General features: G+C 69.7%; 22 protein-coding genes. 14 read left to right on the top strand and 8 right to left on the bottom strand.

Features of this window, described 5'->3' with window-relative positions:
* Positions 1-8 precede the first annotated feature (8 nt).
* The gene (locus ACSFBC_RS24280; protein WP_435512894.1) at positions 9-1,274 is read right to left on the bottom strand and encodes a phosphatase PAP2 family protein; all 1,266 of its coding nucleotides are present in this window, start codon (positions 1,272-1,274) and stop codon (positions 9-11) included.
* Positions 1,275-1,426: 152 nt separating this feature from the next.
* On the opposite strand from ACSFBC_RS24280, the gene ACSFBC_RS24275 reads away from it, so the two are divergent.
* Complete coding sequence (locus ACSFBC_RS24275; protein WP_435512893.1) at positions 1,427-2,476, top strand: adenosine deaminase; 1,050 nt, start codon at positions 1,427-1,429, stop codon at positions 2,474-2,476.
* A 9-nt stretch (positions 2,477-2,485) separates the two neighbouring features.
* Here the strand turns inward: ACSFBC_RS24275 and ACSFBC_RS24270 are convergent, their stop codons facing one another.
* From ACSFBC_RS24270 to ACSFBC_RS24260, 3 genes are read right to left on the bottom strand one after another with little or no spacing between them, the layout of a single operon-like run.
* Positions 2,486-3,466, bottom strand: a complete 981-nt coding sequence (locus tag ACSFBC_RS24270; protein WP_435512892.1) for a Bug family tripartite tricarboxylate transporter substrate binding protein — start codon at positions 3,464-3,466, stop codon at positions 2,486-2,488.
* A gap of 35 nt (positions 3,467-3,501) precedes the next feature.
* Positions 3,502-4,653, bottom strand: a complete 1,152-nt coding sequence (locus tag ACSFBC_RS24265) for a CaiB/BaiF CoA transferase family protein (protein ID WP_435512891.1) — start codon at positions 4,651-4,653, stop codon at positions 3,502-3,504.
* Positions 4,654-4,665: 12 nt separating this feature from the next.
* Entirely contained in the window at positions 4,666-5,601 is a 936-nt protein-coding gene (locus ACSFBC_RS24260) for a hydroxymethylglutaryl-CoA lyase (protein ID WP_435512890.1), read from the bottom strand.
* Between the two features lie 129 nt (positions 5,602-5,730).
* On the opposite strand from ACSFBC_RS24260, the gene ACSFBC_RS24255 reads away from it, so the two are divergent.
* Positions 5,731-6,648 carry a LysR family transcriptional regulator gene (locus tag ACSFBC_RS24255; RefSeq protein ID WP_435512889.1) on the top strand — a complete coding sequence of 306 codons (918 nt, stop codon included), beginning with the start codon at positions 5,731-5,733 and terminating at the stop codon, positions 6,646-6,648.
* Between the two features lie 31 nt (positions 6,649-6,679).
* On the opposite strand, the gene ACSFBC_RS24250 is transcribed toward ACSFBC_RS24255, so the two are convergent.
* The gene (locus tag ACSFBC_RS24250) at positions 6,680-7,054 is read right to left on the bottom strand and encodes a DUF1161 domain-containing protein (RefSeq protein WP_435512888.1); all 375 of its coding nucleotides are present in this window, start codon (positions 7,052-7,054) and stop codon (positions 6,680-6,682) included.
* A 49-nt stretch (positions 7,055-7,103) separates the two neighbouring features.
* On the bottom strand, positions 7,104-8,039 hold the full coding sequence (locus ACSFBC_RS24245; protein ID WP_435512887.1) for a LysR family transcriptional regulator: 936 nt from the start codon (positions 8,037-8,039) through the stop codon (positions 7,104-7,106).
* 113 nt (positions 8,040-8,152) lie between these two features.
* Here ACSFBC_RS24245 and hpaH point away from each other — a divergent pair, with 113 nt between their 5' ends.
* The 10 genes from hpaH (at position 8,153) to ACSFBC_RS24195 (ending at position 18,430) form a co-directional block, all read left to right on the top strand.
* Positions 8,153-8,956: a 2-oxo-hept-4-ene-1,7-dioate hydratase gene (gene hpaH, locus ACSFBC_RS24240; protein WP_435512886.1), complete on the top strand. Its 804-nt coding sequence runs from the start codon at positions 8,153-8,155 to the stop codon at positions 8,954-8,956.
* An 18-nt stretch (positions 8,957-8,974) separates the two neighbouring features.
* Entirely contained in the window at positions 8,975-10,444 is a 1,470-nt protein-coding gene (locus ACSFBC_RS24235; protein WP_435512885.1) for an aldehyde dehydrogenase family protein, read from the top strand.
* A gap of 13 nt (positions 10,445-10,457) precedes the next feature.
* Positions 10,458-11,330: a DODA-type extradiol aromatic ring-opening family dioxygenase gene (locus ACSFBC_RS24230; protein ID WP_435512884.1), complete on the top strand. Its 873-nt coding sequence runs from the start codon at positions 10,458-10,460 to the stop codon at positions 11,328-11,330.
* Entirely contained in the window at positions 11,327-12,274 is a 948-nt protein-coding gene (locus ACSFBC_RS24225) for a fumarylacetoacetate hydrolase family protein (protein WP_435512883.1), read from the top strand. Before ACSFBC_RS24230 ends, ACSFBC_RS24225 begins: the two co-directional genes overlap by 4 nt.
* A gap of 84 nt (positions 12,275-12,358) precedes the next feature.
* The gene (locus ACSFBC_RS24220; protein ID WP_435512882.1) at positions 12,359-13,465 is read left to right on the top strand and encodes a BMP family ABC transporter substrate-binding protein; all 1,107 of its coding nucleotides are present in this window, start codon (positions 12,359-12,361) and stop codon (positions 13,463-13,465) included.
* Positions 13,466-13,522: 57 nt separating this feature from the next.
* Entirely contained in the window at positions 13,523-14,809 is a 1,287-nt protein-coding gene (guaD, locus tag ACSFBC_RS24215) for a guanine deaminase (RefSeq protein ID WP_435512881.1), read from the top strand.
* Between the two features lie 160 nt (positions 14,810-14,969).
* A complete protein-coding gene (gene dcd / locus ACSFBC_RS24210; protein WP_435512880.1) occupies positions 14,970-15,536 on the top strand; it encodes a dCTP deaminase in 567 nt (188 codons plus the stop codon).
* Positions 15,537-15,651: 115 nt separating this feature from the next.
* Positions 15,652-15,906: a hypothetical protein gene (locus ACSFBC_RS24205; RefSeq protein ID WP_435512879.1), complete on the top strand. Its 255-nt coding sequence runs from the start codon at positions 15,652-15,654 to the stop codon at positions 15,904-15,906.
* Positions 15,907-15,955: 49 nt separating this feature from the next.
* Complete coding sequence (gene ypfJ / locus ACSFBC_RS24200; protein WP_435512878.1) at positions 15,956-16,837, top strand: KPN_02809 family neutral zinc metallopeptidase; 882 nt, start codon at positions 15,956-15,958, stop codon at positions 16,835-16,837.
* A 111-nt stretch (positions 16,838-16,948) separates the two neighbouring features.
* Positions 16,949-18,430, top strand: a complete 1,482-nt coding sequence (locus ACSFBC_RS24195; RefSeq protein ID WP_435512877.1) for a DEAD/DEAH box helicase — start codon at positions 16,949-16,951, stop codon at positions 18,428-18,430.
* 54 nt (positions 18,431-18,484) lie between these two features.
* Here ACSFBC_RS24195 and ACSFBC_RS24190 read toward each other — a convergent pair whose 3' ends face one another.
* Both ACSFBC_RS24190 and ACSFBC_RS24185 read right to left on the bottom strand, forming a co-directional pair.
* Positions 18,485-20,107: a rhodanese-related sulfurtransferase gene (locus ACSFBC_RS24190; RefSeq protein ID WP_435512876.1), complete on the bottom strand. Its 1,623-nt coding sequence runs from the start codon at positions 20,105-20,107 to the stop codon at positions 18,485-18,487.
* 31 nt (positions 20,108-20,138) lie between these two features.
* Positions 20,139-21,350 (bottom strand): acyl-CoA dehydrogenase family protein, encoded by a 1,212-nt coding sequence (locus tag ACSFBC_RS24185; protein WP_435512875.1) that lies wholly within the window; start codon positions 21,348-21,350, stop codon positions 20,139-20,141.
* A gap of 148 nt (positions 21,351-21,498) precedes the next feature.
* Between ACSFBC_RS24185 and ACSFBC_RS24180 the strand changes: the two genes are divergently transcribed.
* Positions 21,499-22,605, top strand: coding sequence for an LLM class flavin-dependent oxidoreductase (locus tag ACSFBC_RS24180; protein ID WP_435512874.1), 1,107 nt, complete (start codon positions 21,499-21,501; stop codon positions 22,603-22,605).
* A gap of 134 nt (positions 22,606-22,739) precedes the next feature.
* Entirely contained in the window at positions 22,740-23,738 is a 999-nt protein-coding gene (locus ACSFBC_RS24175; protein ID WP_435512873.1) for an ABC transporter substrate-binding protein, read from the top strand.
* The last annotated feature ends 29 nt before the right edge of the window (positions 23,739-23,767 follow it).

Here is a 23,767-nt window from a genome sequence, read left to right as displayed (position 1 = left end):
CGGGCGGCTCAGCCGGCACCCACGAGACTCGGCGTTCTGCCGGTGCGCCGCAGCCGGGTCGGATAGCGACCGAGCCACAGTTGCACCACGGCCAGCAACGCCAGCAGCGGCAGTGAGAGTTCGAGGATCTCCTCCAGGCTCAGGAACAGATAGCGCAGTGCGGCCGGCACTTCGCGCATCGCACCGAAATCGAGCAGCATGGCCGGCATCCGGTCGAGCATCTTCGCCGTCACGAGCGCGACGCCGAAGGCAAGCCCGGTACAGGCGGCCGCGCGCCATCGACGGCGCGCGAGCGCGCTGCGCCACACGCGGTGCGAGCGACGCAACAGCCACCCCGCCGCGAGCACGATGGGCGAGAGCACGGCCAGCGCCACCGCGATCTGCCACAGCGCACCGCCGCTGTAGAAGCGCGCCTTGAGGATGCTGATGCCGAACAGCGCGACGTGCAGATCGGCCTCGCGCGCGGCCAGGGCCAGCAGCACGACGACCAGCGCGCCGACGTCGCGCTTCGACCATGCGGGCGGGCGCATCTTCAGCACCATCAGCGCCGCGAGCAGGTAGAAGAACAGCGTGCCGTTTTCGATGATGCCGCCTTCCTGCAGCAGCGTCGGCTGGATGCGCAACGGCGTGTTCAGACCGACCCCGGTCGCGACCAGCGCGAACGTGACCAGCAGCATGGGGCCGACACGCGGGCCGGCTGCGGTCCGGGCGAGCGCCGTGGTCAGCGCCGTCCACTGCGGCTCGGTGTGCTCGCGCACGCGAACCGTGCCGGCCACGGCGGCCTGCATCGCCAAGGCGAAGCAGCCGCCCAGCAGCGCACCGGCCAGCACGTCCATCGGGAAATGCACTCCGACGTACACCCGCGACCAGGCCGTGACCACCGACATGGCCAACACGGCCCAGCCGACGCTTCGCAGGCGCCGGTCGATCAACAGCATGAAGGCGACCGTGAACATCACCGAGGCATGGGTGCTGGGCATGCCCGCGCGCGCGCCGTGCTCGATGTGCTGCGGGCTGAGACCGAGCATGAAAGGCCGGGGCATGCCGATCGCCGTGGCGAGTTCGCGTGAGACGAAGGATGCCAGGCCCGCCACCAGCAACACCAGCGCGACGCGCGTGCGCACCGCGGGTTGCATCCAGGCCGCGCCGACGATCAGCGCGGCGCACAGCCAGGTGGAGCCCTCGGCGAGCAGCGAGGCGATGCGCAGCAGCGCGGGGTGGGGCGCGAAGCCCGCGCCCAGCAGGTCGAAAAGCGCCAGGTTCAACGCGTTCATCGACGGCCTCTTCGGACGTTGACGGCGGGACCCACTTGCTGCGACATGATGACGACCACTCTCTTCCGGGAAAAGACAGACCCGGCGACCATGGCGACGTCTGCAAAATGCCTATTGTCGCCGCGGCACGGAAATCGATTTAGAGTCCCGGCATGAACCCCCACGATTTCAAGATTTCCGCCGAACGGCTGCCCGAGCTGCTCTGTGCCATGCCCAAGGCCGAGCTGCACATGCACATCGAGGGCTCGCTCGAACCCGAGCTGATCTTCGCGCTGGCGCAGCGCAACGGCGTTTCGATCCCCTATGCGAGCGTCGAGGAACTGCGCCAGGCCTACGCCTTCACCAACCTCCAGAGCTTCCTGGACATCTACTACGCCGGTGCGAGCGTGCTCATCCAGGAGCAGGACTTCTACGACATGGCCTGGGCCTACCTCGAGCGCGCGGCCGCCGACAACGTGGTGCGCACCGAGATGTTCTTCGACCCGCAGACGCACACCGCGCGCGGGGTCGACGTCAAGGTGGTGATCGACGGCCTGCACCGTGCCTGCGTCGATGCCGAGGCCCGGCTGGGCGTGAGCGCCGCGCTGATCCTGTGCTTCCTGCGCCACCTGAGCGAGGAAGAGGCCTTCGAGACGCTCGAACAGGCGCTGCCCTACCGCGACAAGTTCATCGGCGTCGGCCTCGACTCGAGCGAGGTCGGGCATCCGCCCGAGAAGTTCGCGCGCGTGTTCGCACGCTGCCGCGAACTGGGCCTGCGCCTCGTGGCCCATGCGGGCGAGGAGGGCCCGCCGGCCTACGTCTGGAGCGCCCTCGACGTGCTGCACGTGGAGCGCATCGACCACGGCGTACAGAGCGCCAAGGACCCGGCGCTGATGGCGCGCCTGGCGAAGGAGCGCATCCCGCTCACCGTGTGCCCGCTGTCGAACCTCAAGCTCTGCGTGTTCCCCGACCTCGCGCAACACAACCTCGGCACGCTGCTCGACGCGGGCCTGGTCGCCACCGTCAACTCCGACGACCCGGCCTACTTCGGCGGCTACATGAACGAGAACTTCCTGCAGACCTTCGCCGCCACCGGCCTCACGGCACGGCACGCCTGGCAGCTCGCGGCCAACAGCTTCGAGGGCAGTTTCATCGACGACGCGGCCAAGGCGCGCTACATCGATCGGTTGAACGAGACCTTCGCGCGTTTCGCCGCAGCCTGAGTCCAGCGCTCACTCGACCTGCACGTTCGCCTTCTTGACGAGTTGGGCGTAACGCTCCTGCTCGGCCTTGAAGAACTGCACGGCGGCCTCGGGCGTGGTGGGGGCGATGAAGTTGTCCTGCCGCGCCATCGCGGCCTTGACCTCGGGGTCGTTGAAGGCCACCACGATCGCGTCGTGCAGCCGCTTGACCTGCGCCGCCGGCAGCTTGGCCGGCGCCACGAGCGCGAACCAGCCCTCCACATCCACCGTGGGGAAGCCCTGTTCGGCGAGGGTCGGGACGTCGGGCAGCGAGGCCACGCGCTGCTTGCCCATCACGCCGATGGCGCGCAGCGTGCCGGCCTTGAGATGGCCCTGCACCGCGGGCACCGCGCCCACGCCCATCTCGACCTGCCCTCCGACGATGTCGGCCAGCATCGGGCCCATGCCCTTGTACGGGATGTGGCGGACCTCGACGCCCGCGGCCTCCATGTACATCTCGCCCGCGAGGTGGATGATGGTGCCGTTGCCTGACGAGCCGTAGTTGTAGCCGCCCGGCTTGGCCTTGAGGAAGGTCTGCAGCTCCTTGGCGTTCTTCGCCGGCACCTTGGCCGGGTTCACCACCAGCACGAAGGGCGAGCCGCCGATCACGGTGATGGGCGTGAGGTCGGTGATGCCGTCGTAGGGGATCTTCTTGAACACGCTGGGGTTCACCGCGTGGTTGTTCGACACCACGCCCACGGTGTTGCCGTCGGGCGCGGCCTTGACCACCGCCTGCGTGCCGGTGATGCTGCCCGCGCCGGGCAGGTTCTCGATCACCACCGGTTGGCCGCCCAGCGCCTTCGACAGCGCCACCTGGGCCGACCGCATGATGGTGTCGACGCCCGAGCCTGCGCCCACGGGCAGGATCACGCGCAGCGGTGCCGTGCCCTGTGCGCTCGCCAGGCCGGCGGCTGTGCAGAGCGCGGTGGCGCCCAGGGCGAGAAGGGTGCGGCGTGCAATGGATGTGTTCATGTCTTTGTCTCCGTCTGGTGTCAATCGAATGGGGTTCAGCGCGTGTTCAACCCGGCCAGCACTTCGTCGGTGTGTTCACCGATCTTCGCCAGCGCCTGCCGCACGCCGGGCCGGCGCCCGCCCATGAGCAACGGCAGCAGCACGACCTGCGTCTGGCTGCCGTCCTCGGCCTGCATCGGCGACAGGCCGCCGCTGGCCAGCAGGTGCGGGTCGTCGACCAGTTGGTCGGGCCGGGTGATGGGCGCATAGGGCAGGCCGGCGGCTTCGAGCTGCAGCGAGAGTTCGTCGATGCGCCGGTGCGCCATCGTCTCGCCCAGCTGGCGCAGCAGCTCGGGCCGCACTGCCACGCGCTGCGCGTTGGTGGCCAGCGCGGGGTCGGTGGCCAGGTCGGGCCGGTCGATCACGCGGCACAGCGTCTGGAACTGCTTGTCGCTCACCGCGCCGATGAAGAGCTGTGCGCCCTCGGCCAGCGTGAACACGTCGTACACGCTCCAGGCCGACACGCGCGAGGGCATCGGCGGCGCGGGCTCGCCGGTCATGAGGAACTGCTGCACGTGCTGGGCCGACAGGAAGGCGCAGTTCTCGAACAGCGCGCTCTGGATCTCCTGGCCGCGGCCGGTGCGCTCGCGCTCGCGCAGCGCCGCCAGCACGCCGATGGCGCCGAACATGCCGCCCATGATGTCGTTCACGCTGGTGCCCGCACGCAGCGGCCGGCCCTCCGGCCCCGTCATGTACGAAAGGCCCCCCATCATCTGTACCACCTCGTCGAGCGCGGTGCGGTGCTCGTAGGGGCCGGGCAGGAAGCCCTTGTGGCTGACGTAGATCAGGCCCGGACAGCGCTTGGACAGCGATGCGTGGTCCAGGCCCAGCTGCGCCATCAGGCCGGGGCGGAAGTTCTCGAGCATCACGTCGCACTGGCCGATCAGCTCGACCGCGGTGGCGTGGCCCTCGGGCGTGTGGATGTCGAGCACCACGCTCTTCTTGTTGCGGTTGAAGCTGCGGAAGAAACCGATGCCCAGGCCCGGCAGCTTGCGCGTCTTGTCGCCGCCGGGCGGCTCGATCTTGATGACTTCGGCGCCGAGATCGGCCAGGATCATCCCGCAGGTGGGGCCCATCACCATGTGGGTGAATTCGATGACGCGCACGCCTTCGAGCGGCAGGCCGGTGGCGGTGGGGGAAGTGCTCATGGGGGTTTTCTTTCAGTGCGCCGCGGCGCGTCGGAAGGTCTTCGGCAGGCCGGCGCGCCACAGCGCCCCGTTCGTCTGCTCGCCTGCGAGCCAGCCCGCGACCTTGGCGCGCAGCGCGAGCAGGGCGTCCATGTCGAGGCCGGTGTCGATGCCCATCGCGCCGAGCATGAAGCCCAGGTCCTCGGTCGAGGCGTTGCCGCTCGCGCCCGGGGCGTGCGGGCAGCCGCCGATGCCGGCGAGCGAGGCGTCGAAGCGCGTCACGCCCAACTGCGCCGCGGCCAGCACATTGGCCAGCGCGAGGCCGCGCGTGTCGTGGAAGTGGCCGCAGCAGAAGCGGTCGCCCGCGATCTTCAGCGCCTGCTCGAACAGCCGGCTGACCGACAGCGGATCGGCATAACCCACGGTGTCGGCCAGGCTCACGCGATCGGCGCCGGCGTCGAGCAGGGCCTGCATCAGGCGCAGCACCTCGGCCGGCGCGACCGCCCCCTGCAGCGTGCAGCCGAAGGCCGTGCCCACGCCGCCCTCGATCAGCGTCTTGCGGCCCGAGGCGTCGCGCGCCGCGCGGATGCGACCGAGTTCGGCCACCACTTCGTCGGGCGTCTTGCGCAGGTTGGCCAGGCTGTGGGCGTGGCTCGCGGACAGCGGCAGGATCATCAGGTCGGCATCGCCCGCGAGCGCGCTCTCGGCACCGCGCAGGTTGGGCACCAGCACCGAGGCCGCAAGGCCGGGCAGGGTCTTGGCGTAGGCCAGCACCTCGGCCGTGTCGGCCATCTGAGGCAGCAGGCGCGCCGGCACGAAGGAGCCGACCTCGATCTCGCGCTGGCCTGCGGCCACCGCGTCGCGCAGCCATTCGCGCTTGCGTTCGGTCGGCAGCACCGTGGCGATGCTCTGCAGGCCGTCGCGCAGGCCGACCTCGCGCACCGTGGCGCGTGCGGGCAATCCATTCATCGTGTGTCTCCTGGTCGGGCCGCAGGCTGCGGCACGCTGTCGAAAGGACTATAGGAATTCCCGATGGCGCGCTCCAGTGGTAAATGGGAACAGGCAAAATTCCAAATCGGAATCTCTCAGGAAGACGCGATGCACGACCTCGATCTCAAGACTTTGCGCCTGCTGGTCGCGGTCTGCGACCACCGCAGCATCAAGCAGGCCGCGGCGCAGGAGCACATCGAACCCTCGGCCATCAGCAAGCGCATCGCCCAGCTCGAGCACCAGCTGGGCGCGCCGCTGCTGGTGCGCGGGCGGCGCGGCGTCGAGCCCACGCCGGCCGGGCTGGCGCTGCTCGAGCACGCGCGCACGCTGCTGTTCACCCTGGCGCGCATCGAGTCCGACGTGGCGGCCTTCGCGGGCGGCATCCGTGGCCAGGTGCGGCTGGTGGCCAGCGCCTCGGCCATCGCCGAGTCGCTGCTCGACGACGTGGCGGCCTTCATGCGCGAGCCCGCGCACCGCGACATCAAGGTCGACATCGAGGAGCGCTTCTCGCGCGACCTGGTGCGCATGGTGCGCGAGGGCAGCGCGTCGCTGGGCGTGTGCTGGGACAGCATCGGCTTCGAAGGCCTGCAGCACCGGCCGTACCGGCGCGACGAGCTCGCGGTGGCGGTACATGCCGACCATCCGCTGGCGCGCAAGCGCACGCTGCGCTTCGAGCAGACGCTGGACTTCGAGCACGTCGGCCTGCCGCCGGCCACGGCCGTGCACACCATGCTGCACCGCGCCGCGGCGCGCGTCGGCCGCACGCTGAGCTACCGCGTGGTGGTGTCCAACTTCGACGCCGCATTGCGCGTGGTCTCGGCCAACCTGGGCATCAGCGTGATCCCGCGCCAGGTCGGCCTGGCCTACGTGCGCACGGGCACGGTCAAGGTGATCCCGCTCAACGAAGCCTGGGCGCGCCGGCGCTTCGCGGTCTGCTACCGCGAGGCCGAGAGCCTGCAGCCCGCGGCGGCGAAGATGGTGGAGTTCCTGGTGAAGAAGGGCGAGGCCGAGGAGGCCGGCGCATGACGGTCACCGCGCGCGGCGCGGGCCGAGCGTGCTACTTGCGGCAGTCGCCGCCCATCGAGACCGAGCCATCGCGGCATTCGGTGACGATGGCCGGGCCGCGGGGCTTGGGCGCGACCTGGCCCTGCGAAGGCGCGTTGGCATTCGTCACTTCGTAAACGATCTTCTTCGAGCCCAGTTCGCAGCTGCCCACGACCTTGCCCTTCGCGGGGGCGTTGGCGTCGACCGTGGTCACGCTGAACTGTGCGACGCCTGCCGCGGCGATGCGCGATTCGATCTGCGCGCGCAAGGTTTCGCAGCTCGCGCCGGTGTTGTTCTGCGCGTGGGCGGCGCCGGCGAGCAGCGAGGCCGCGAGCCCCAGGCATCGCCAGGCGGCTGCGTTCCGTTGAAAGAGATTTCTTTTTTCCATGAGGCCCCGAGGTTGCCAGCATCCGGCCCCCCGGCTGCAACTGAATGCTTCAGCCACGCGGGCCCTTGGCGGCGCCTTCGGCATGCCAGCGGGGCAGCCATTGCGCGAGGTGCTCGCCGAAGCCCTGCGCGGCCGGCGACAGGTGCCGCCCCTGCGCCTGGTACAGGCAGACCGAGCGGATGGTCTCGGGCTCGACCACGCGCCGCATCACGAGTCCGAAGTGCGATGCCAGCGTCTGCACATAGGCGGGGGCCAGCGTGACCGCCAGGCCCTGCGCGGCGATGCCCATGGCGGTCGTGATGTGGTCCACCACGTCGACCGGCCCGACGCGTGCGCCTTCGGGCACGTTGAGCCGCATCTGCGCCACGCTGCGTTCGTGGTCGTGGCCCGCGGCCACCAGCGGCTGGTCGCGCAGGTCCTGCCAGCGCACGCGGCGGCGCTTCGCGAGCGGATGTGCGGGCGGGCACCAGAGCACCCAGGGGCTGTCGAACAGCGGGCTGCGTTGCACCTCGGCGCCCACGGGGCGATCGGGCCCGACGGCCAGGTCGACGTCGCCCGCGGCCACGCTGTCGACCAGCTGGTCCACCGGCAGGTCGCGGATGCGCACCACCACCTTGGGGCGTTCCCGCGCGTAGTCGCGGATCGCGGCGGGCAGGGCGGTGCTGGCGAGCGCGAGCGGGGCACCGATGCGCACCACGCCGGCGGCGCGGTGGCGCACGTCGTCGGCCGCGCGCTCGGCCGCATCGAGGTGGCGCAGCACCGTCTCGGCCGAGGGCAGGAAATCGCGGCCCGCGCTCGACAGCTCGACGCGCCGCGTGGTGCGGTCGAACACCCGGAAGCCCAGGATCGATTCGAGCTCGGCCACCAGCTGGCTCACGGCCTGCGCGCTCAGGCCCAGACGCTCGGCCGCGGCGCTGAAGCTGTGCAGCTCGGCCACGCCGGCAAAGGCTTCGAGCTGGCGCAGGCTGACGCGGGACAAGGACATGGGGCGATTATCAACCCATGGTTGCGAATGCCTCCAAAACCATTGCTTGTGAGCGGGCCGGGCGCGGCGGAAACTCATGGCCCGCACCCTGAACCACAAGACGGAGACACCCCATGCTCGATGCGTCGATCCACGCCGCGCTGGCGCGCGAACTGCAGCAGTCGCAACGCAGCCGCGTGCAGCTCGAACAGTTCTCGCGCCGCCATCCCGCGATGACCATCGAGGACAGCTACGCGATCCAGGCCGAGTGGATGAAGCTGTGCCTGGCCGAAGGCCGCCGCGTGATCGGCCACAAGATCGGCCTGACCTCGCGCGCGATGCAGCTCGCCTCGCAGATCACCGAGCCCGACTACGGCACGCTGCTCGACGACATGCTGCTGCGCGACGGCGCCGAGGTGGAAGCGAGCCGTTTCATCGTGCCGCGCTTCGAGACCGAGTTCGCCTTCATCCTCGCGAAGCCGCTCAAGGGCCCGGGCGTGACGCTGTTCGACGTGCTCAACGCCACCGACTACGTGGTGCCCGCGCTGGAACTCATCGACGCGCGCATCGAGCAGTTCGACCGCGAGACGAAGGCGCCGCGCAAGGTGCTCGACACCATCGCCGACAACGCGGCCAACGCGGCGATCGTGCTGGGCGGCCGGCCGATGCGGCCCGACGCGGTCGACTGGCGCTGGGCCGGCGCGCTGCTGTTCAAGAACGGCGTGATCGAGGAGTCGGGCCTGGGCGCCGCGGTGCTCAACCACCCGGCCAACGGCGTCGCCTGGCTGGCCAGCAAGCTCGCGGCCTTCGACCAGGGCCTGGACGCCGGCGAGATCGTGCTCGGCGGCTCGTTCACGCGGCCCGTGCCCTGTGCGGCGGGCGACGTGTTCCATGCGGACTACGGCCCGCTGGGTTCGATCTCCGTGCGGTTTGTTTAACCCGAACAAGGCTTTCCCATGACAACCCTCGACGTGGCCGGCATCGCCGTGTCCCCCGACCATTACATCGACGGCCGCCGCGTGCCGTCGGATCAGCATTTCGACCTGCACAGCCCGATCGACCAGCACCTGCTGGGCCGCATCGCCGAGGGCACGGACGCGCATGTGGAAGCCGCGATCGCCGCCGCACAGAAGGCCTTCCCGGCCTGGAGCGCACTGACGGCGGCCGAGCGCCAGCCGCTGCTCGACCGCTTCGCCGAGGAGATCGGCAAGCGTGCCGAGGCTTTCTGCGTGCTCGAGAGCAACGACGCCGGTGTGCTGCTCTCGCGCATGCGCCATGGCGTGGTGCCGCGCGCCATGCTCAACATCCGCTGGTTCGCGCAGCACGCGCTCACGCTGCAGGACCGCCCCATCGACACCGAGCAGGCGCGGCACATCGTGCGCCACGACCCGGCCGGCGTGGTGGTGATCATCACGCCCTGGAACGCGCCGCTGATGCTCTCGACCTGGAAGCTCGGGCCCGCGCTCGCGGCCGGCAACACCTGCATCCTCAAGCCGCCGGAGTGGGCGCCGCTGACCTGCTCGCTGCTGGCCGATGCCGCGCACGCGGCCGGCCTGCCGCCGGGCGTGTTCAACGTGGTGCAGGGCACGGGCGCGCGCACCGGTGCCGCGCTGGTGGCCGATGCACGCATCGCACGCGTGTCCTTCACCGGCTCCGTGCCCACCGCCAGGACCATCGCGCAGGCGGCCGGTGCCAACCTCGTGCCCTGCAGCCTCGAACTGGGCGGCAAGAGCCCCTTCATCGTGCTGGAAGATGCCGACCTCGACGGCGCCGCCGCCACCGGCGCGCTGATGTACCGCAACGCGGGCCAGGTCTGCCTCGCGGGCACGCGCTTCCTGGTGCACGAGAAGGTGGCCGAGGCCTTCGTGGCCGCGATGCGCGCGCATGTGGAGAAGCTCACGGTCGGCGATCCGCGCGAGGAGGCGACCGAGGTCGGGCCGATCATCCATCCGCGCCAGGTCGAGCGCGTGGCGGGCTTCGTCGAGCGTGCGGTGGCCGGCGGCGCGACGCTGCTGTGGGGCGGCGCGAAGCACGGCTTCGGCGCGCAGTACTACCAGCCCACGATGCTCACCGGCCTGAAGCAGGGCGACGAGATCGTGCAGAACGAGGTCTTCGGTCCGGTGCTCACCTTGCAGACCTTTGCCGACGACGAGGAGGCCATCGCACTGGCCAACGGCACCGACTACGGCCTGGGCGGCGTCTGCTACGGCGAGACCGCGCACGCGACCGAGGTGGCGCAGCGCGTGCGCACCGGCTTCATCTGGGTCAACAGCTTCGGCATCCGCGATCTGGCCGCGCCTTTCGGCGGCATCAAGCGCAGCGGCGTGGGCCGCGAGGGCGGCGACTGGAGTTTCGAGTTCTTCTGCGACGTCAAGGACGTGGTGGTCCCGAAGAAGCCGTTCAAGGCCAGTTTCAGCCACCGTTGAAAAGGAAAAAAACATGGGGACGATCGTTGGCGCCGCGCTGGTCTCGCACCACCCGGGCCTGATGCAGTGCGAGGAATTCCGCCGGCTCCAGGGCGCGGGCGAGGACTCGGACCTGATCGCCGGCTACGCCCGACTGCGCGCGAAGATCGCGGAGGTGAAGCCCGACGTGGCGGTGATCTTCGACACCCACTGGTTCACCACCGGCTACCACCTGGTCGACGGCGGCCGGCAGTACAGCGGCATGTACACCTCCGACGAGATGCCCTGGTACCTGCACGGCGTGCCCTACGACTACCGCGGCCATCCGGCGCTGGCGCAGGCCATCGAGACGGCGTCGCGCGAGCGCGGCGGCTACAACCGCGTGATCGCGCACCCGGACCTGGGCCGGCAGTACCCGACCATCAACCTCGTGAAGCACCTGCGCTTCGAGGAGCCGGCGCTGCCGGTGGTCACGGTGAGCTCGTGCCAGAACTGCGAGTGGCCGCACTTCCTGAAATCGGGCGAGGCCATCGGCGAGGCGATCGTGCGCAGCGACCTGCGCGTGCTGCTCATTGCATCGGGTGCGCTGAGCCACAAGTTCAACGGCATCGACTGGAAGCCCAACCATCCGCGCATCTTTCACGAGAGCAACGTGTCGCGGCCCGAGAACATCGCGAGCGACAAGGGCGCGATCGAGCTGCTGCGCCAGGGCCGGCACGACCAGATCCTCGAACGCTGGGACACCGAGTACCGCCGCCTGCCCTGGGAGGCCTTCGGCGCGCACTACCTGCAGATGCTGGGGGCGATGGGTGGGGCGCAGTGCCGCACGCCGGGCGAGACGCTTTCCGTGTATGAAAACGCCCGTGGCACAGGCAACATCCACATGTGGTTTCAGGGGACGCCATGAACTTCGAATTTCCATTCAACGAACTGCCCGCCGTGATGCGCGGCCCGCGCGTCGAGCGCCGCCGCGTGCTGGTGGGCGGCAGCGCCTTCTGGGGCACGGTGGTGGAGGAGGGCGCCGAAGCCGGCCGGCTGCGGCTCGACGATGGCCGGCTGCTCGAGGCCGAGGGCCAGCACTGCCTGCCGCCGGTGTCGCCCAGCAAGATCATCGCGGTCCACATCTCGTACAGCTCGCGCAGCCACGAGACGCGCAACAAGCCCAAGCCCAGCGAGACGCCGACCTACTTCACCAAGCCGCCGACGGCGCTCAACGGCCACGGCGGCCAGATCCTCAAGCCGGCCGACGTGAAGTACCTCAACTACGAGGGCGAGTACGCGGTGGTGATCGGCAGGACCTGCCGCAACGTGACGCCCGACGAGGCCTGGGACTTCATCGAAGGCTTCTGCCCCGCGCTCGACATGGGCCTGCAGGATTTCCGCGACACCGACCAGGGCTCGATGCTGCGCGTGAAGGGTGCCGACACCTTGCTGCCCATCGGGCCCGGCATCGTGCGCGGCGTCGACCTGTTCGCGCAGACCCTGCGCACCACGGTCAACGGCCGGGTGGTGCAGGAGGCGAACATCGGCGACGAGACGATCTGGGGCCCGCACTACGTGATCGCCGACATCGCGCGCCACATCACGCTGGTGCCGGGCGACGTGATCCTCATGGGCACGCCCTGCCATTCGCGCTCGGTCGATGCGGGCGACGTGGTGGCCTGCGAGATCACCGGCATCGGCCGGGTCGAAGGCACGGTGGTGGCCGTCGACGCGCCGCGCGCCAGCGTGCTGGGCGTGGGCCATGCGCCCACCGATACGTCCGAGGTGCGCCGCGTGGCGCTGGGCTTCGACGAGCGCGTGCCGCAGCATTTGAAGGACAACCTGCGCCAGGCAAAGGCGGGGCGCTGACGGTCGCTTAAAATACTGCCCCGCGTTGCAGGCGTCCCGGCTGCAACGCGTTTTTCATTCACCGGGGCCATGTAGAGGAACACCATGTACAAAAACCTCGTGGCCGCGCTCGCGGCTGCCTGTTGCTTTTCGTCTCCCGCCTTTTCTCAACCGAGCACCGCGCCTGCCGCACCCGCAGCACCGCCGCTCAAGATCGGCTTCGTCTACGTCGCGCCGCTGGCCGACGCGGGCTGGGTCTACCAGCACGACCAGGGCCGCAAAGCCGTCGAGGCCGCGCTGGGCGCCAAGGTGCAGACCACCTTCGTCGAGAACGTGCCCGAAGGTGCCGATGCCGAGCGGGTGATCCGCGACCTGGCCCAGCAGGGCAACAAGCTGATCTTCACGCCCAGCTTCGGCTACATGGAGCCGACGCAGAAGGTCGCGAAGGATTTCCCGGACGTGAAGTTCGAGTCGATCACCGGCTACAAGACCACGCCCAACGTCGCCACCGCCAACGCGCGCTACTACGAGGGCCGCTACCTGGCCGGTGTGGCGGCCGGACGCATGACGAAGACGCACGTGGCTGGCTATGTCGCAGGCTTCCCGATCCCCGAGGTGCTGCAGGGCATCAACGCCTTCACGCGGGGCATGCGCTCGGTCGACCCGAAGGCGCAGGTCAAGGTGGTGTGGCTGGACGTCTGGTTCGACCCGCCCAAGGAGCGCGACGCGGCCATGACGCTGTTCAACCAGGACGCCGACGTGATCGCCTTCCACACCGGCTCGACGGCCGTGATGGCGGCGGCGCAGGAGCGCGGCAAGATGGCCGTGGCCTATCACTCCGACATGCGCAAGGTCGCGCCCGATGCGCAGATCGTCGCGGTCACGCACCAGTGGGGCGGCTACTACACGCAGCGCGCGCGCGCCGTGCTCGACGGCAGCTGGAAGACCGGCAACGTCTGGGGCGGCGTGAAGGAGGGAATGATCCGCGTGGGCGACTTCGGCCCCAAGGTGCCCCGAGTGGTGCAGGACGAGGTGCTGGCGCGGCAGAAGGACATCGCCGCGGGCAAGCTGCGGCCCTTCGCTGCGGTGGCGGCCGATGTGCGCGACAACGACGGCCACGTCGTCATCGCGAAGGGCACGCAACTGAGCGACGAACAGATCCTCAAGATGAACTGGCTGGTCGAGGGCGTGCAGGGGCGTGTCGCCCGATAGCCGCTATACGCGAGGGCGGATTGGCGCCGGCACGTCTTGCGCTAGGCTTCGGCCACGATGAAAAGAGCCTACCGCGCCGCCCTCCTGCGCTTCGACGACCACGGTCGCCCCCTGTACGACGAAGACGGCCTCCTGGTCGTCGCGCCCGATGCCCAGGGCCGCCAGCGCGTGCTCGACGCCGGCAGCCATGCGACGCTGGCGCCGCGCCATCCCGATGTGGCGGTCACGCACTGGCCTGGCCGCATCCTGGCGCCGGGCTTCATCGACATGCACATCCATTTCCCGCAGACCGACATCATCGGCGCGCCCGCCGACGGCCTGCTGCCCTGGCTGGAGAACTACACCTTCCCGGCCGAGAGCCGCTTCGCCGACCCGGCCCATTCGGCCGCGGTGGCCGAGGTCTTCTTCGACGAGCTGCTGCGCAACGGCGTGACCACGGCGCTGGCCTTCGCGACCTCGCACGTGCCTTCCGTGCAGGCCTTCTTCGCCTCGGCGCAGCGGCGCCAACTGCGCATGATCACCGGCAAGGTGCTGCAGGACCGCCACTCGCCCGACGGCGTGCGCGACGACACGGTGCAAAGCCTGGTCGACACCGAAGACCTGATCCGGCAATGGCACGGCGTCGACCGGCTGGGCTATGCCATCACGCCGCGTTTCGCGCCCACCAGCACCGACGCGCAGCTTCGCGGCGCGGGCGAACTGGCCGCGCGCTATCCCGACACCTGGGTCCACTCGCACGTGGCGGAAAACAAGGACGAGGTGAAGTGGGCGCGCGAGCTGTTCCCGCATGCGCGCTCCTACCTCGAGGTCTACAACGGCTTCGGCCTGATGCGCGAGCGCGCGGTCTATGCGCACTGCATCCATTTCGACGACGCCGACCGGCAACTGATGCGCGACACCCGCACCGCCACCGCGGTGAGCCCGACCAGCAACCTGTTCCTGGGCAGCGGCTTCTTCGATTTCGAGGGCGCCGACCGCATCGGCTACCGCTACGGCCTGGCCAGCGACGTGGGCGGCGGCACCAGCTTCAGCCCGTTCACCACCATGATGGCCGCGTACTACGTGGGCCGCGAGGGGCAGACCAAGCCCGGCATCAGCATCGCGCCGTCCGAACTCTGGTGGCGCCACACCGGCGGCGCGGCCGAAGCGCTGGGCCTGGCCGGCACCATCGGCAACCTGCAGCCGGGCTGCGAGGCGGACTTCGTGGTGATCGACCCCCGGGCCACGCCGCTGCTCGCGCGCAAGACCGGGCTGGCGCAGAACCTCGAGGAGCTGCTGTTCGCGATGATCGTGCTGGGCGACGACCGGTTGATCGAGCGCACGGTGATTTCGCAGGCGGGCTGATCGGGGCACGCGATCCGTCGTGCCACAATCGCCGCCCCAGCGAGCGCAGCGAGGTCCCTTCGGGAAACGCCGCGGAACCGGCTTTGCCGGGCCGCTGGTGTTGCCCCCTTGAGGGGGTTGGCGAAGCGACACGAAGTGCGCGAAGACTGGGGGTGTTTTTATGTCTATCAAGAGCGACAAGTGGATCCGGCGCATGGCCGAGCAGAACGGCATGATCGAGCCTTTCGAGCCGGGCCAGGTGCGCGAGGCCGCGGGTCAGAAGATCATCAGCTACGGCACCTCGAGCTACGGCTACGACATCCGCTGCGCGCCCGAATTCAAGGTCTTCACCAACATTCACAGCACCGTGGTCGACCCGAAGAACTTCGACGAGAAGAGCTTCGTCGACATGCATGGCGACTACTGCATCATCCCGCCCAACAGCTTCGCGCTGGCGCGCACCGTCGAGTACTTCCGGATCCCGCGCAACGTGCTGACCATCTGCCTGGGCAAGAGCACCTACGCGCGCTGCGGGATCATCGTCAACGTCACGCCCTTCGAGCCCGAGTGGGAAGGCTACGTGACGCTGGAGTTCAGCAACACCACGCCGCTGCCGGCCAAGATCTACGCGGGCGAAGGCTGCGCGCAGGTGCTGTTCTTCGAGAGCGACGAGGTCTGCGAGGTCAGCTACAAGGACCGCGGCGGCAAGTACCAGGGCCAGCGCGGCGTGACCCTTCCCAAAGCCTGAGGCACGGGGCCGCTGCGGTCCTACAGCCGTTTGCGCTCCGACGCCCGTGGGCCGAGGGCTTCGGCGCGGCAATATCGCACCCGGCCGCGCTGTGCCCGCGGTGACGGAGTCCCCCATGCGCAAGTCGACCGCCCTTCGTGAACAGAGCCCCTACCGTTGGCTGCTGCTCGCCGTCCTGTTCAGTGTCGTGCTGGTCCAGATCGTCTGGATGGTGTCGCTGACCCGTTCGCAGGTGGAGAAGGCCGCCCAGTTCTACGCGGCCGAACGCCAGGGCACGACCGCGTCGAACATGCAGCGGTCGCCGACCGCGTCGCAGCGCGCCGCCGCCCCGGCCGGCGTGGTGAGCGTCAGTTACGTTTCGGCCCGTTGAACGCGTACGATCCGGGCGTCGCCGTCATGCATCGGCGAAGGAGAGCGCGATGAAGTGGGAAGGCAACGAACAGTCGGACAACGTCGAGGACCGTCGCGGTAGCGGGGGTGGAGGCGGCGGTGGTTTCCCGATCGGGGGCCGCAGCGTCGGCATCGGCACGGTCGCGGTCGCGCTGATTGCCGGCTGGATCTTCGGCATCAACCCGCTCACCGTGCTGGGCCTGCTCAGCGGCGGCGAATCCGCCCCCCAGGTGCAGCAGCAAGGCCCGGCCCAGAAGCCGCCGCCCGAGGACCGCGAAGCGGCCTTCGTCTCGACCGTGCTCAAAAACACCGAGGTCGTCTGGACCGCGGCCTTCCAGCAGAACGGCGGCAGCTACACGGCGCCGCGGCTGGTGCTGTTCCGGGGCGCCACGCCCACGGCCTGCGGCACCGGCCAGTCGGCCATGGGCCCCTTCTATTGCCCCGGCGACAAGAAGGTCTACATCGACCTCGGCTTCTTCGACACGCTCAAGCGCGACCTCGGTGCGCCCGGCGAATTCGCCCAGGCCTACGTGATCGCGCACGAGGTCGGCCACCACGTGCAGGACGAACTCGGCATCACGGCCAAGGTCGATGGCATGCGCGGGCGTCTGAGCCAGGCCCAGAACAACGCCCTCAGCGTGCGGGTAGAACTCCAGGCCGACTGCTTCGCGGGCGTCTGGGCCAACCGGTCGCAGCAGTCCAAGCAATGGCTGGACCCGGGCGACATCGAGGCGGCCATGAACGCGGCGCAGAAGATCGGCGACGACGCACTCCAGCGCTCGGCCGGCCGGGCGGTGGTGCCCGACAGCTTCACGCACGGCACCAGCGCCCAGCGTCAGCGCTGGTTCGGCAACGGCTACAAGACGGGCAACATGCAGGCCTGCGACACCTTCGCAGCCAAGCAGTTGTAAAGACTGTAAGCGCCCCGGCGCGTGGTTTTCGCGCCACCCGAGGGGCTCGGAAAGCCGCTTTTCCGCGTTGTCATCGCCGTTTTTTGCCGCGGTGCGACAATAGCGGGCTTCATGACAAGCTCCTTCTCCAATCTTTCGCTGGCAGAACCGCTGGCGCGCGCCGTAGCCGAAATGGGCTACGAGACCATGACTCCGATCCAGGAACAGGCCATTCCGGTGGTGCTGTCGGGTCAGGACGTGATGGGTGCCGCCCAGACCGGCACCGGCAAGACGGCCGCCTTCTCGCTGCCCCTGCTGCAGCGCATGCTCAAGCACGAAAACAGTTCGACCTCTCCCGCGCGCCATCCGGTCCGGGCGCTGGTGCTGTTGCCGACGCGTGAACTGGCCGACCAGGTCGCCCAGCAGGTCAAGCTCTATGCCAAGTACACCAACCTGCGCTGCGCGGTGGTGTTCGGCGGCATGGACATGAAGCCCCAGACGCTGGAGCTCAAGAAAGGCGTCGAAGTGCTGGTCGCCACGCCCGGCCGGCTGCTGGACCACATCGAGGCCAAGAACGCGGTGCTCAACCAGGTCGAGTACGTGGTGCTCGACGAGGCCGACCGGATGCTCGACATCGGCTTCCTGCCCGATCTGCAGCGCATCCTGAGCTACCTGCCCAAGAAGCGCATCACGCTGCTGTTCTCGGCCACCTTCTCGCCCGAAATCAAGCGTCTGGCCGGCAGCTACCTGCAGGACCCGATCACGATCGAGGTCGCGCGCCCCAACGAAACCGCATCGACCGTCGAACAGCGCTTCTTCAGCGTGGGCGACGACGACAAGCGCCGTGCGCTCAAGCAGATCGTCCGCCAGCGCGGCATCACGCAGGCCTTCGTCTTCGTGAACAGCAAGCTGGGTTGCGCCCGGCTGGCGCGCTCGCTCGAACGCGAGGGTCTCAAGACCACCGCGCTCCACGGCGACAAGAGCCAGGACGAACGCCTGAAGGCGCTCGAGGCCTTCAAGAAGGGCGAAGTCGACCTGCTGGTGTGCACCGACGTCGCGGCCCGCGGCCTGGACATCAAGGACGTGCCGGCGGTGTTCAACTTCGACATCCCGTTCAACGCCGAAGACTACGTGCACCGCATCGGCCGCACCGGCCGTGCCGGCGCTTCCGGCCTGGCCGTGAGCTTCGCCAGCGGCGGCAACGACGCACGCCTGGTGGCCGACATCGAGAAGCTGATCAAGAAGCCGATCGAGCTCGAGGCCATGGAGTACGAGGAAGACCTTCCGCGCGGCCGCATCAACGACGGCCGCCGCCATTGGCGCGAAGAGGGCGAGGCCGGCGACGCACGCGATGTGCTCGACAAGCTCGATGCCCCGCGCGAACAACGCCCCGATGTGCGCAGCAGCGTCCCCGCGCGCGGCCCTGCCGGCGGCCGTCCGCACCGCTCGGCTTCGCGCGACCCGTTCTTCGACAAGCCCTACGAACCGGGCGAGCCCGACGCCACCCCCGCCTGGGAAGCCGCCGCCAAGGCCGCGCCTGCGCGTGGCATCTCGAGCAACATCAAGCCCAAGCGCAAGGTCGCAGCGCTGTTCAAGAGCGCCGAGACGAGCTGAGCGCCCGCTTCGGCGCAGCGATAGGAACGGGCCCCTCGGGGCCCGTTTTCATTTTCAGATCACCTGGAAGTGGTGCGTGCCGTCGCGCCCCAGCTGCGCGACCAGGCCGAATTCCCAATCCAGGTAGGCCTGCATGGCCTCGGCCGGCGCATCGGTGCCTTCGTAGGGCCGGCGGTAGCGGTCGGTGCGCGGGGTTGCCAGATGCGTCTCGCCGCTCTCGCCGGCGAAGCCGGCGGCGAACCAGGCGGTGTTGCCGCCTGCCAGCACCTGCACTTCGACATCGGCCTGCCCGCGCGCATCGAACAGTGCGCGCAGATCGGCTGCGGCATAGCGTGCGAGCAGGCTGCTGCCGCAGGTCAGCACGTAGCGCTTCGCGGCCGGGATCACTTCCAGCGCATCCGCGAGCTGCGCGCGGATCGCCCACCAGGCGCCCGGGATGTGCCGCTTCACATGGTTGGCGCTGGTCGTCACGTCGATCACGGCAATGCCAGAGGGCTGCTTCAGCAGCGCCGCGAGCTCGGCCGGCGTGATCTCCTGCACCACGGCGGCCACCGGTGGCCAGGCGGGCGAGGGCGCGGCCTTCTCGCTGAATGCCGCGGCCTCGGGCAGGGCATCGGGCACATAGACCTCCCAGCCCATCTGCGCGAGCCAGGAGGCGCTCATCGAAGCGCGCACGCCGTCGTCGTCGGCCAGCACGATGCGCGCGCCGCGCACCGGCACCTGGTGGTCGGTCTCCTGCACCAGCTGGCCGCCGGGCGCGCTGGCGAAGCCCGGCAGATGGCCGGCCGCGTACTCCTCGGGCGTGCGCACGTCGAAGCGGTAGACGGTGCGTCCGGGCGCCTCCAGCGTGGGCAGGGTCGCCAGGGCGATGCGGCGCACGCCGGCCTGGTCGGCCACGCGGCGCGCATCGGCCTGGGCTTGTGCGCGCTGCGCGTCGGTCAGGGGTGCCGTCGCCCGGCGGTCGGCGCCATGGTCGAGCGTCTGGCCGGCCAGCTTCCAGCCGATGGTGCCGTTGCGCAGCGCGGCCACGGGGTTGGGGATGCCCGCGTTCACCAGCGACTGCGTGCCGATGATGCTGCGCGTGCGGCCCGCGCAGTTCACGATCACCTGCGTCGCCGGGTCCGGCGCCAGCGTGCGCACGCGCAGCACCAGCTCGGCGCCGGGCACGCTGGTGGCCGAGGGGATGCTCATGGTCTGGTATTCGTCGAAGCGGCGCGCGTCGAGCACCACCACGTTGGCCCGGGCCTCGACCAGCGCCTTGACTTCGGGTGCCGACAGCGAGGGCGTGTGCCGCTCGTGTTCGACCAGTTCGCCGAAGGACTTGCTCGGCACGTTCACGTCGCGGAACAGCTCGCCGCCGGCCGCGCGCCAGCCTTCGAGGCCGCCTTCGAGCCGGTGGACATTCGTGTAGCCCAGCGCGGCGAAGGTCTTCGCGGCCTGGGGCGCGAGGTCGATGCCGCCGTGTTCGCCGTACAGCACGATCAGCGTGTCGCGCCGCGGGATCCGGCGCCAGGCCTCGATCTCGATGCGCGACAGCGGCAGGTTGGCGGCCCACAGCGGGTGCGCCTGGGCGAAGGGGTCTTCCTCGCGCAGGTCGATCAGCGCGATCTCGGTGTCGCGCGCGAGCAGGTGGCGGCGGACGTCGGCGGGGGTGAGCGTGGCGTTGGCAGTGGTCATGGAAAGGGATTGTCGATCGTTCGGCGGCCCGTCAGGCCGCGGTGCGCAGCGCAGCCTTGCCCGCGGCCAGCAGGATGGCGTCGTTCTGCGGTGTGTGGATGCGGCTGCAGAGCACGTCGCGGTAGTGGCGCTCCAGCGGGTTGCGGCGGTTCAGGCCGTGGTTGCCGCACAGCTGCAGCGCGATCTCCACGGCGCGCACCGCGTCGCGCGTCACGGTGTATTTCAGCAGCCCGCTGTCGACTGCGCCGGGCGCGCGGCCGGCATCGACCTCGGCCGCGGCATGGTCGAGCAGCACCCGGTTGCTGCGCAGCAGCGCGCGGATCTCGCCCACCTGTTCCTGCACGCGCGGCAGGCTCGCCAGCGGCGCGCCCAGGCTGCCCGGCGCGCGTTCGTTGAGGAAGCCGGCCAGCCAGTCGGCCGCGGCCTGCGCGACGGCGTCGTAGAGGGAGCCCAGCAGCACCACCATCCACGCCTGCTGCGTGGCGTGGCCGTCGATGTCGGTCTGGCTGCCGGCATCGGGCGCCCAGTCGGCCGGCGCGCGCAGGTCGACCGCATGGTCGAGCGGGATGCGCACGTTCTCGAACACCACCTCGTGGCTGCCGGAGGCGCGCAGGCCCAGGTGGTCCCAGCTCTCGATCACGCGCACGCCGGGTGCATCGCGCGGCACGAGGAAGGTGCCGACCCGTGGCGCGGCCTCGTCGGTACGGCCCCAGACCGCCAGCCAGCGCAGACCCTCGATGCCGGTGGTGTAGAGCTTGTGGCCGTCGATGGCCCAGCCGTCGCCCTCTCTGCGCGCCACGGTGCCGGGCAGCCCGCCCCGTGCGGGCGAACCCAGCGCCGGCTCCACGCGCAGCGAATTCATGAGGGCACCGCGCTGGACCGCGTCGTGCAGCACGCGCTCGCGCAGGTGCCGCGGCCAGCGGCTGTCGGCCCGCGCGATGGCGTTGTGCTGCAGGTAGGTCATGGTGAGGATCAGCGCGGTGGCGGGCTCGCCGCGCGCCACGGCCGCGATCACCCGCCGTGCCGTGCCCAGCGACGCACCGCCCCCGCCGACGGCGGTGGGCGCCACCAGCGCGATCAGCCCGTGCTGCTGCAGCGCGGCGAAGTTGTCGTGCGGGAAGCCGCCGAAGCGGTCGTGGTCGGCGGCGGTCGCGGCGAAGCGCGCCGAGAGTTGCGCCAGCAACACATCGTCTAAGCCGGTGTCGGGTGAAGGGGCGGGGCGTTGCAGGGCATGGGTGCTCATGGCACCGAAGGTAAAGCCGGGCCCCCGCAGCGCGAACAAAGTTTCGCGCATATCCAAACACGCTTTTCCTCCTTGGGTTTCGCGCGCTCGGCGCTTACGGTCTCGGTCCTGCATCTCCGCTTTGCACGTCCACGTCGAAGGAAATCCCATGCGCAGTCCCATCGAATTCATCGGCATGATCCAGGGCCAGAAGGTCTCGGAAGTCCATGCACCCAGCGGTCCCGCGATCGACCGCGATTACGTCCGGGCCTTCGCCCAGGCGCACGAGAACGCGGGCTTCGACCGCATCCTGGTGCCGCACCATTCGACCGGCCCCGACGCGACGCTGACCGTCGCCTACGCCGCCTCGGTCACCGAGCGCATCCACTTCATGCTCGCGCACCGGCCCGGCTTCGTGTCGCCCACGCTGGCCGCGCGGCAGTTCGCCTCGCTCGACCAGTTCAGCGGCGGCCGGCTCGCAGTGCACTACATCTCGGGCGGCTCCGACGACGAGCAGAAGCGCGACGGCGACTGGCTCGACCACGACCAGCGCTATGCGCGCACCGACGAGTACCTCGAGGTGCTGCACAAGGTGTGGCAGGCCGACAAACCCTTCGACCACGAAGGCGCGCACTACCGCTTCCAGAGCACCTTCTCGGAGGTCAAGCCGGTGCAGACGCGCAACGGCAGGCCGCACGTGCCGGTGTACTTCGGCGGCGCGTCGGCGGCGGCGATCCCGGTCGCGGGAAGGTACGCCGACGTGTATGCGCTGTGGGGCGAGTCGCTCGACCAGGCCCGCGAGCTGACCACCCGCGTGCGTGCCGAGGCCGCGAAGCACGGGCGCAGCGTGCGCTTCTCGGTGTCGTTCCGCCCGATCCTCGCGCAGACCGAAGAGGCCGCCTGGGCGCGTGCCGAGACCATCCTCGCCGAGACCAAACGCCTGCGCGTGGTGCAGGGCTACAACCGCGGCGGACCGCAGCAGAGCGAAGGCGCGAAGCGCCTGCTGGCCGCGGCCGCGCAGGGCTCGCGCGTCGACAAGCGGCTCTGGACCGCGGTGGCCGAAGAGATCGGCGGGCGCTCCAACAGCACCGCGCTGGTGGGGACGCCCGAGCAGGTCGCCGATGCGCTGCTCGACTACTACGACCTGGGCGTGACCACCTTCCTGATCCGCGGTTTCGACCCGCTGGAGGACGCGGCCGACTACGGCCGCGCGCTGATCCCGCGCACGCACGAACTGGTGGCGCAACGCATCGCGTCGGCCCGCAAGGCCGCCTGATTTTTCTCCTTCTCCCTCCCCCGTCGGGGGAGGGCAGGGGTGGGTGCCCGCAGCCGTCGATGCCGTGACGTTGGTTGACGCCGTCGAGCCCGAGCCCGAACTTCTCCTGTCATTTCCCTGCGAGGTCCATCCACATGAACACATCCCTTTCACGCCGCGGCGTCCTGCGTGCCGGTGGTGCCGCCGCCGTGGTCGCATCGAGCGGTCTGCTCGCTTCGCGCGCCTGGTCGCAGCCGCGCAAGCTCACCTTCGCCTGGAACGCCTCGGCCTTCTGCCTGTCGCCGGTGGTGGTGGCGCAGGAGCGTGGCTTCTTCGAGAAGAACGGCCTGCAGGTGGACCTGATCAACTACACCGGCTCGACAGACCAGTTGCTCGAGTCGCTGGCCACGGCCAAGGCCGATGCGGCGGTCGGCATGATCCACCGCTGGCTCAAGCCGCTGGAGTCGGGCTTCGACGTGAAGATCGTGGGCAGCTCGCACGGCGGCTGCGTGCGGCTGGTGGGCGTGAAGGAGGCCGGCATCACCGACCTGCAGAAGCTCAAGGGCAAGACCATCGGCGTGTCGGACATCGCGAGCCCGGGCAAGAACTTCTTCTCGATCCTGCTCAAGAAGAACGGCATCGACGCCGACAAGGACGTGAGCTGGCGGCAGTACCCGGCCGACCTGCTCGACATCGCGGTCAACAAGGGCGAGATCCAGGCCATCGCCGACGGCGACCCGACGCTCTACCTGATCGAGAAGCGCAACAAGGGCCGCTACGTCGAACTCGCGTCGAACCTCTCGGGCGAATACAAGGACAAGGTCTGCTGCATCGTCGGCGCGCGCGGCGAGCTGGTGCGCAAGGACAAGCCCACGGTGGCGGCGCTGGTGCGTTCGATCGTGCAGGCCTCGGACTTCGTGGCCGAGAACCCCAACGAGTCGGCCAAGCTGTTCGCCAAGTACTCGCCCAAGGTGCCGGTCGAAGACCTGCAGGCGCTGCTGGGCACGCTCACGCACGGCCACCATCCGGTGGGCAAGAACCTGCGCGACGAGGTCGAGTTCTATGCGCGCGACTTCCGCTCGGTCGGCGTGCTCAAGGCCTCGACCGATCCGGCGCGGCTGGCGAATCACGTGGCGGTGGACGTGCTCTCATGAGCGCCGCGCCGGGCCGCCCCAAGCAAGCT

Origin of the sequence: Variovorax frigidus, assembly GCF_051216515.1 — a bacterium.
Classification (GTDB): Bacteria; Pseudomonadota; Gammaproteobacteria; order Burkholderiales; family Burkholderiaceae_C; genus Variovorax.
Note: the sequence above shows the minus strand (reverse complement) of the source record. Positions and strands in the feature narration are given on the sequence as shown.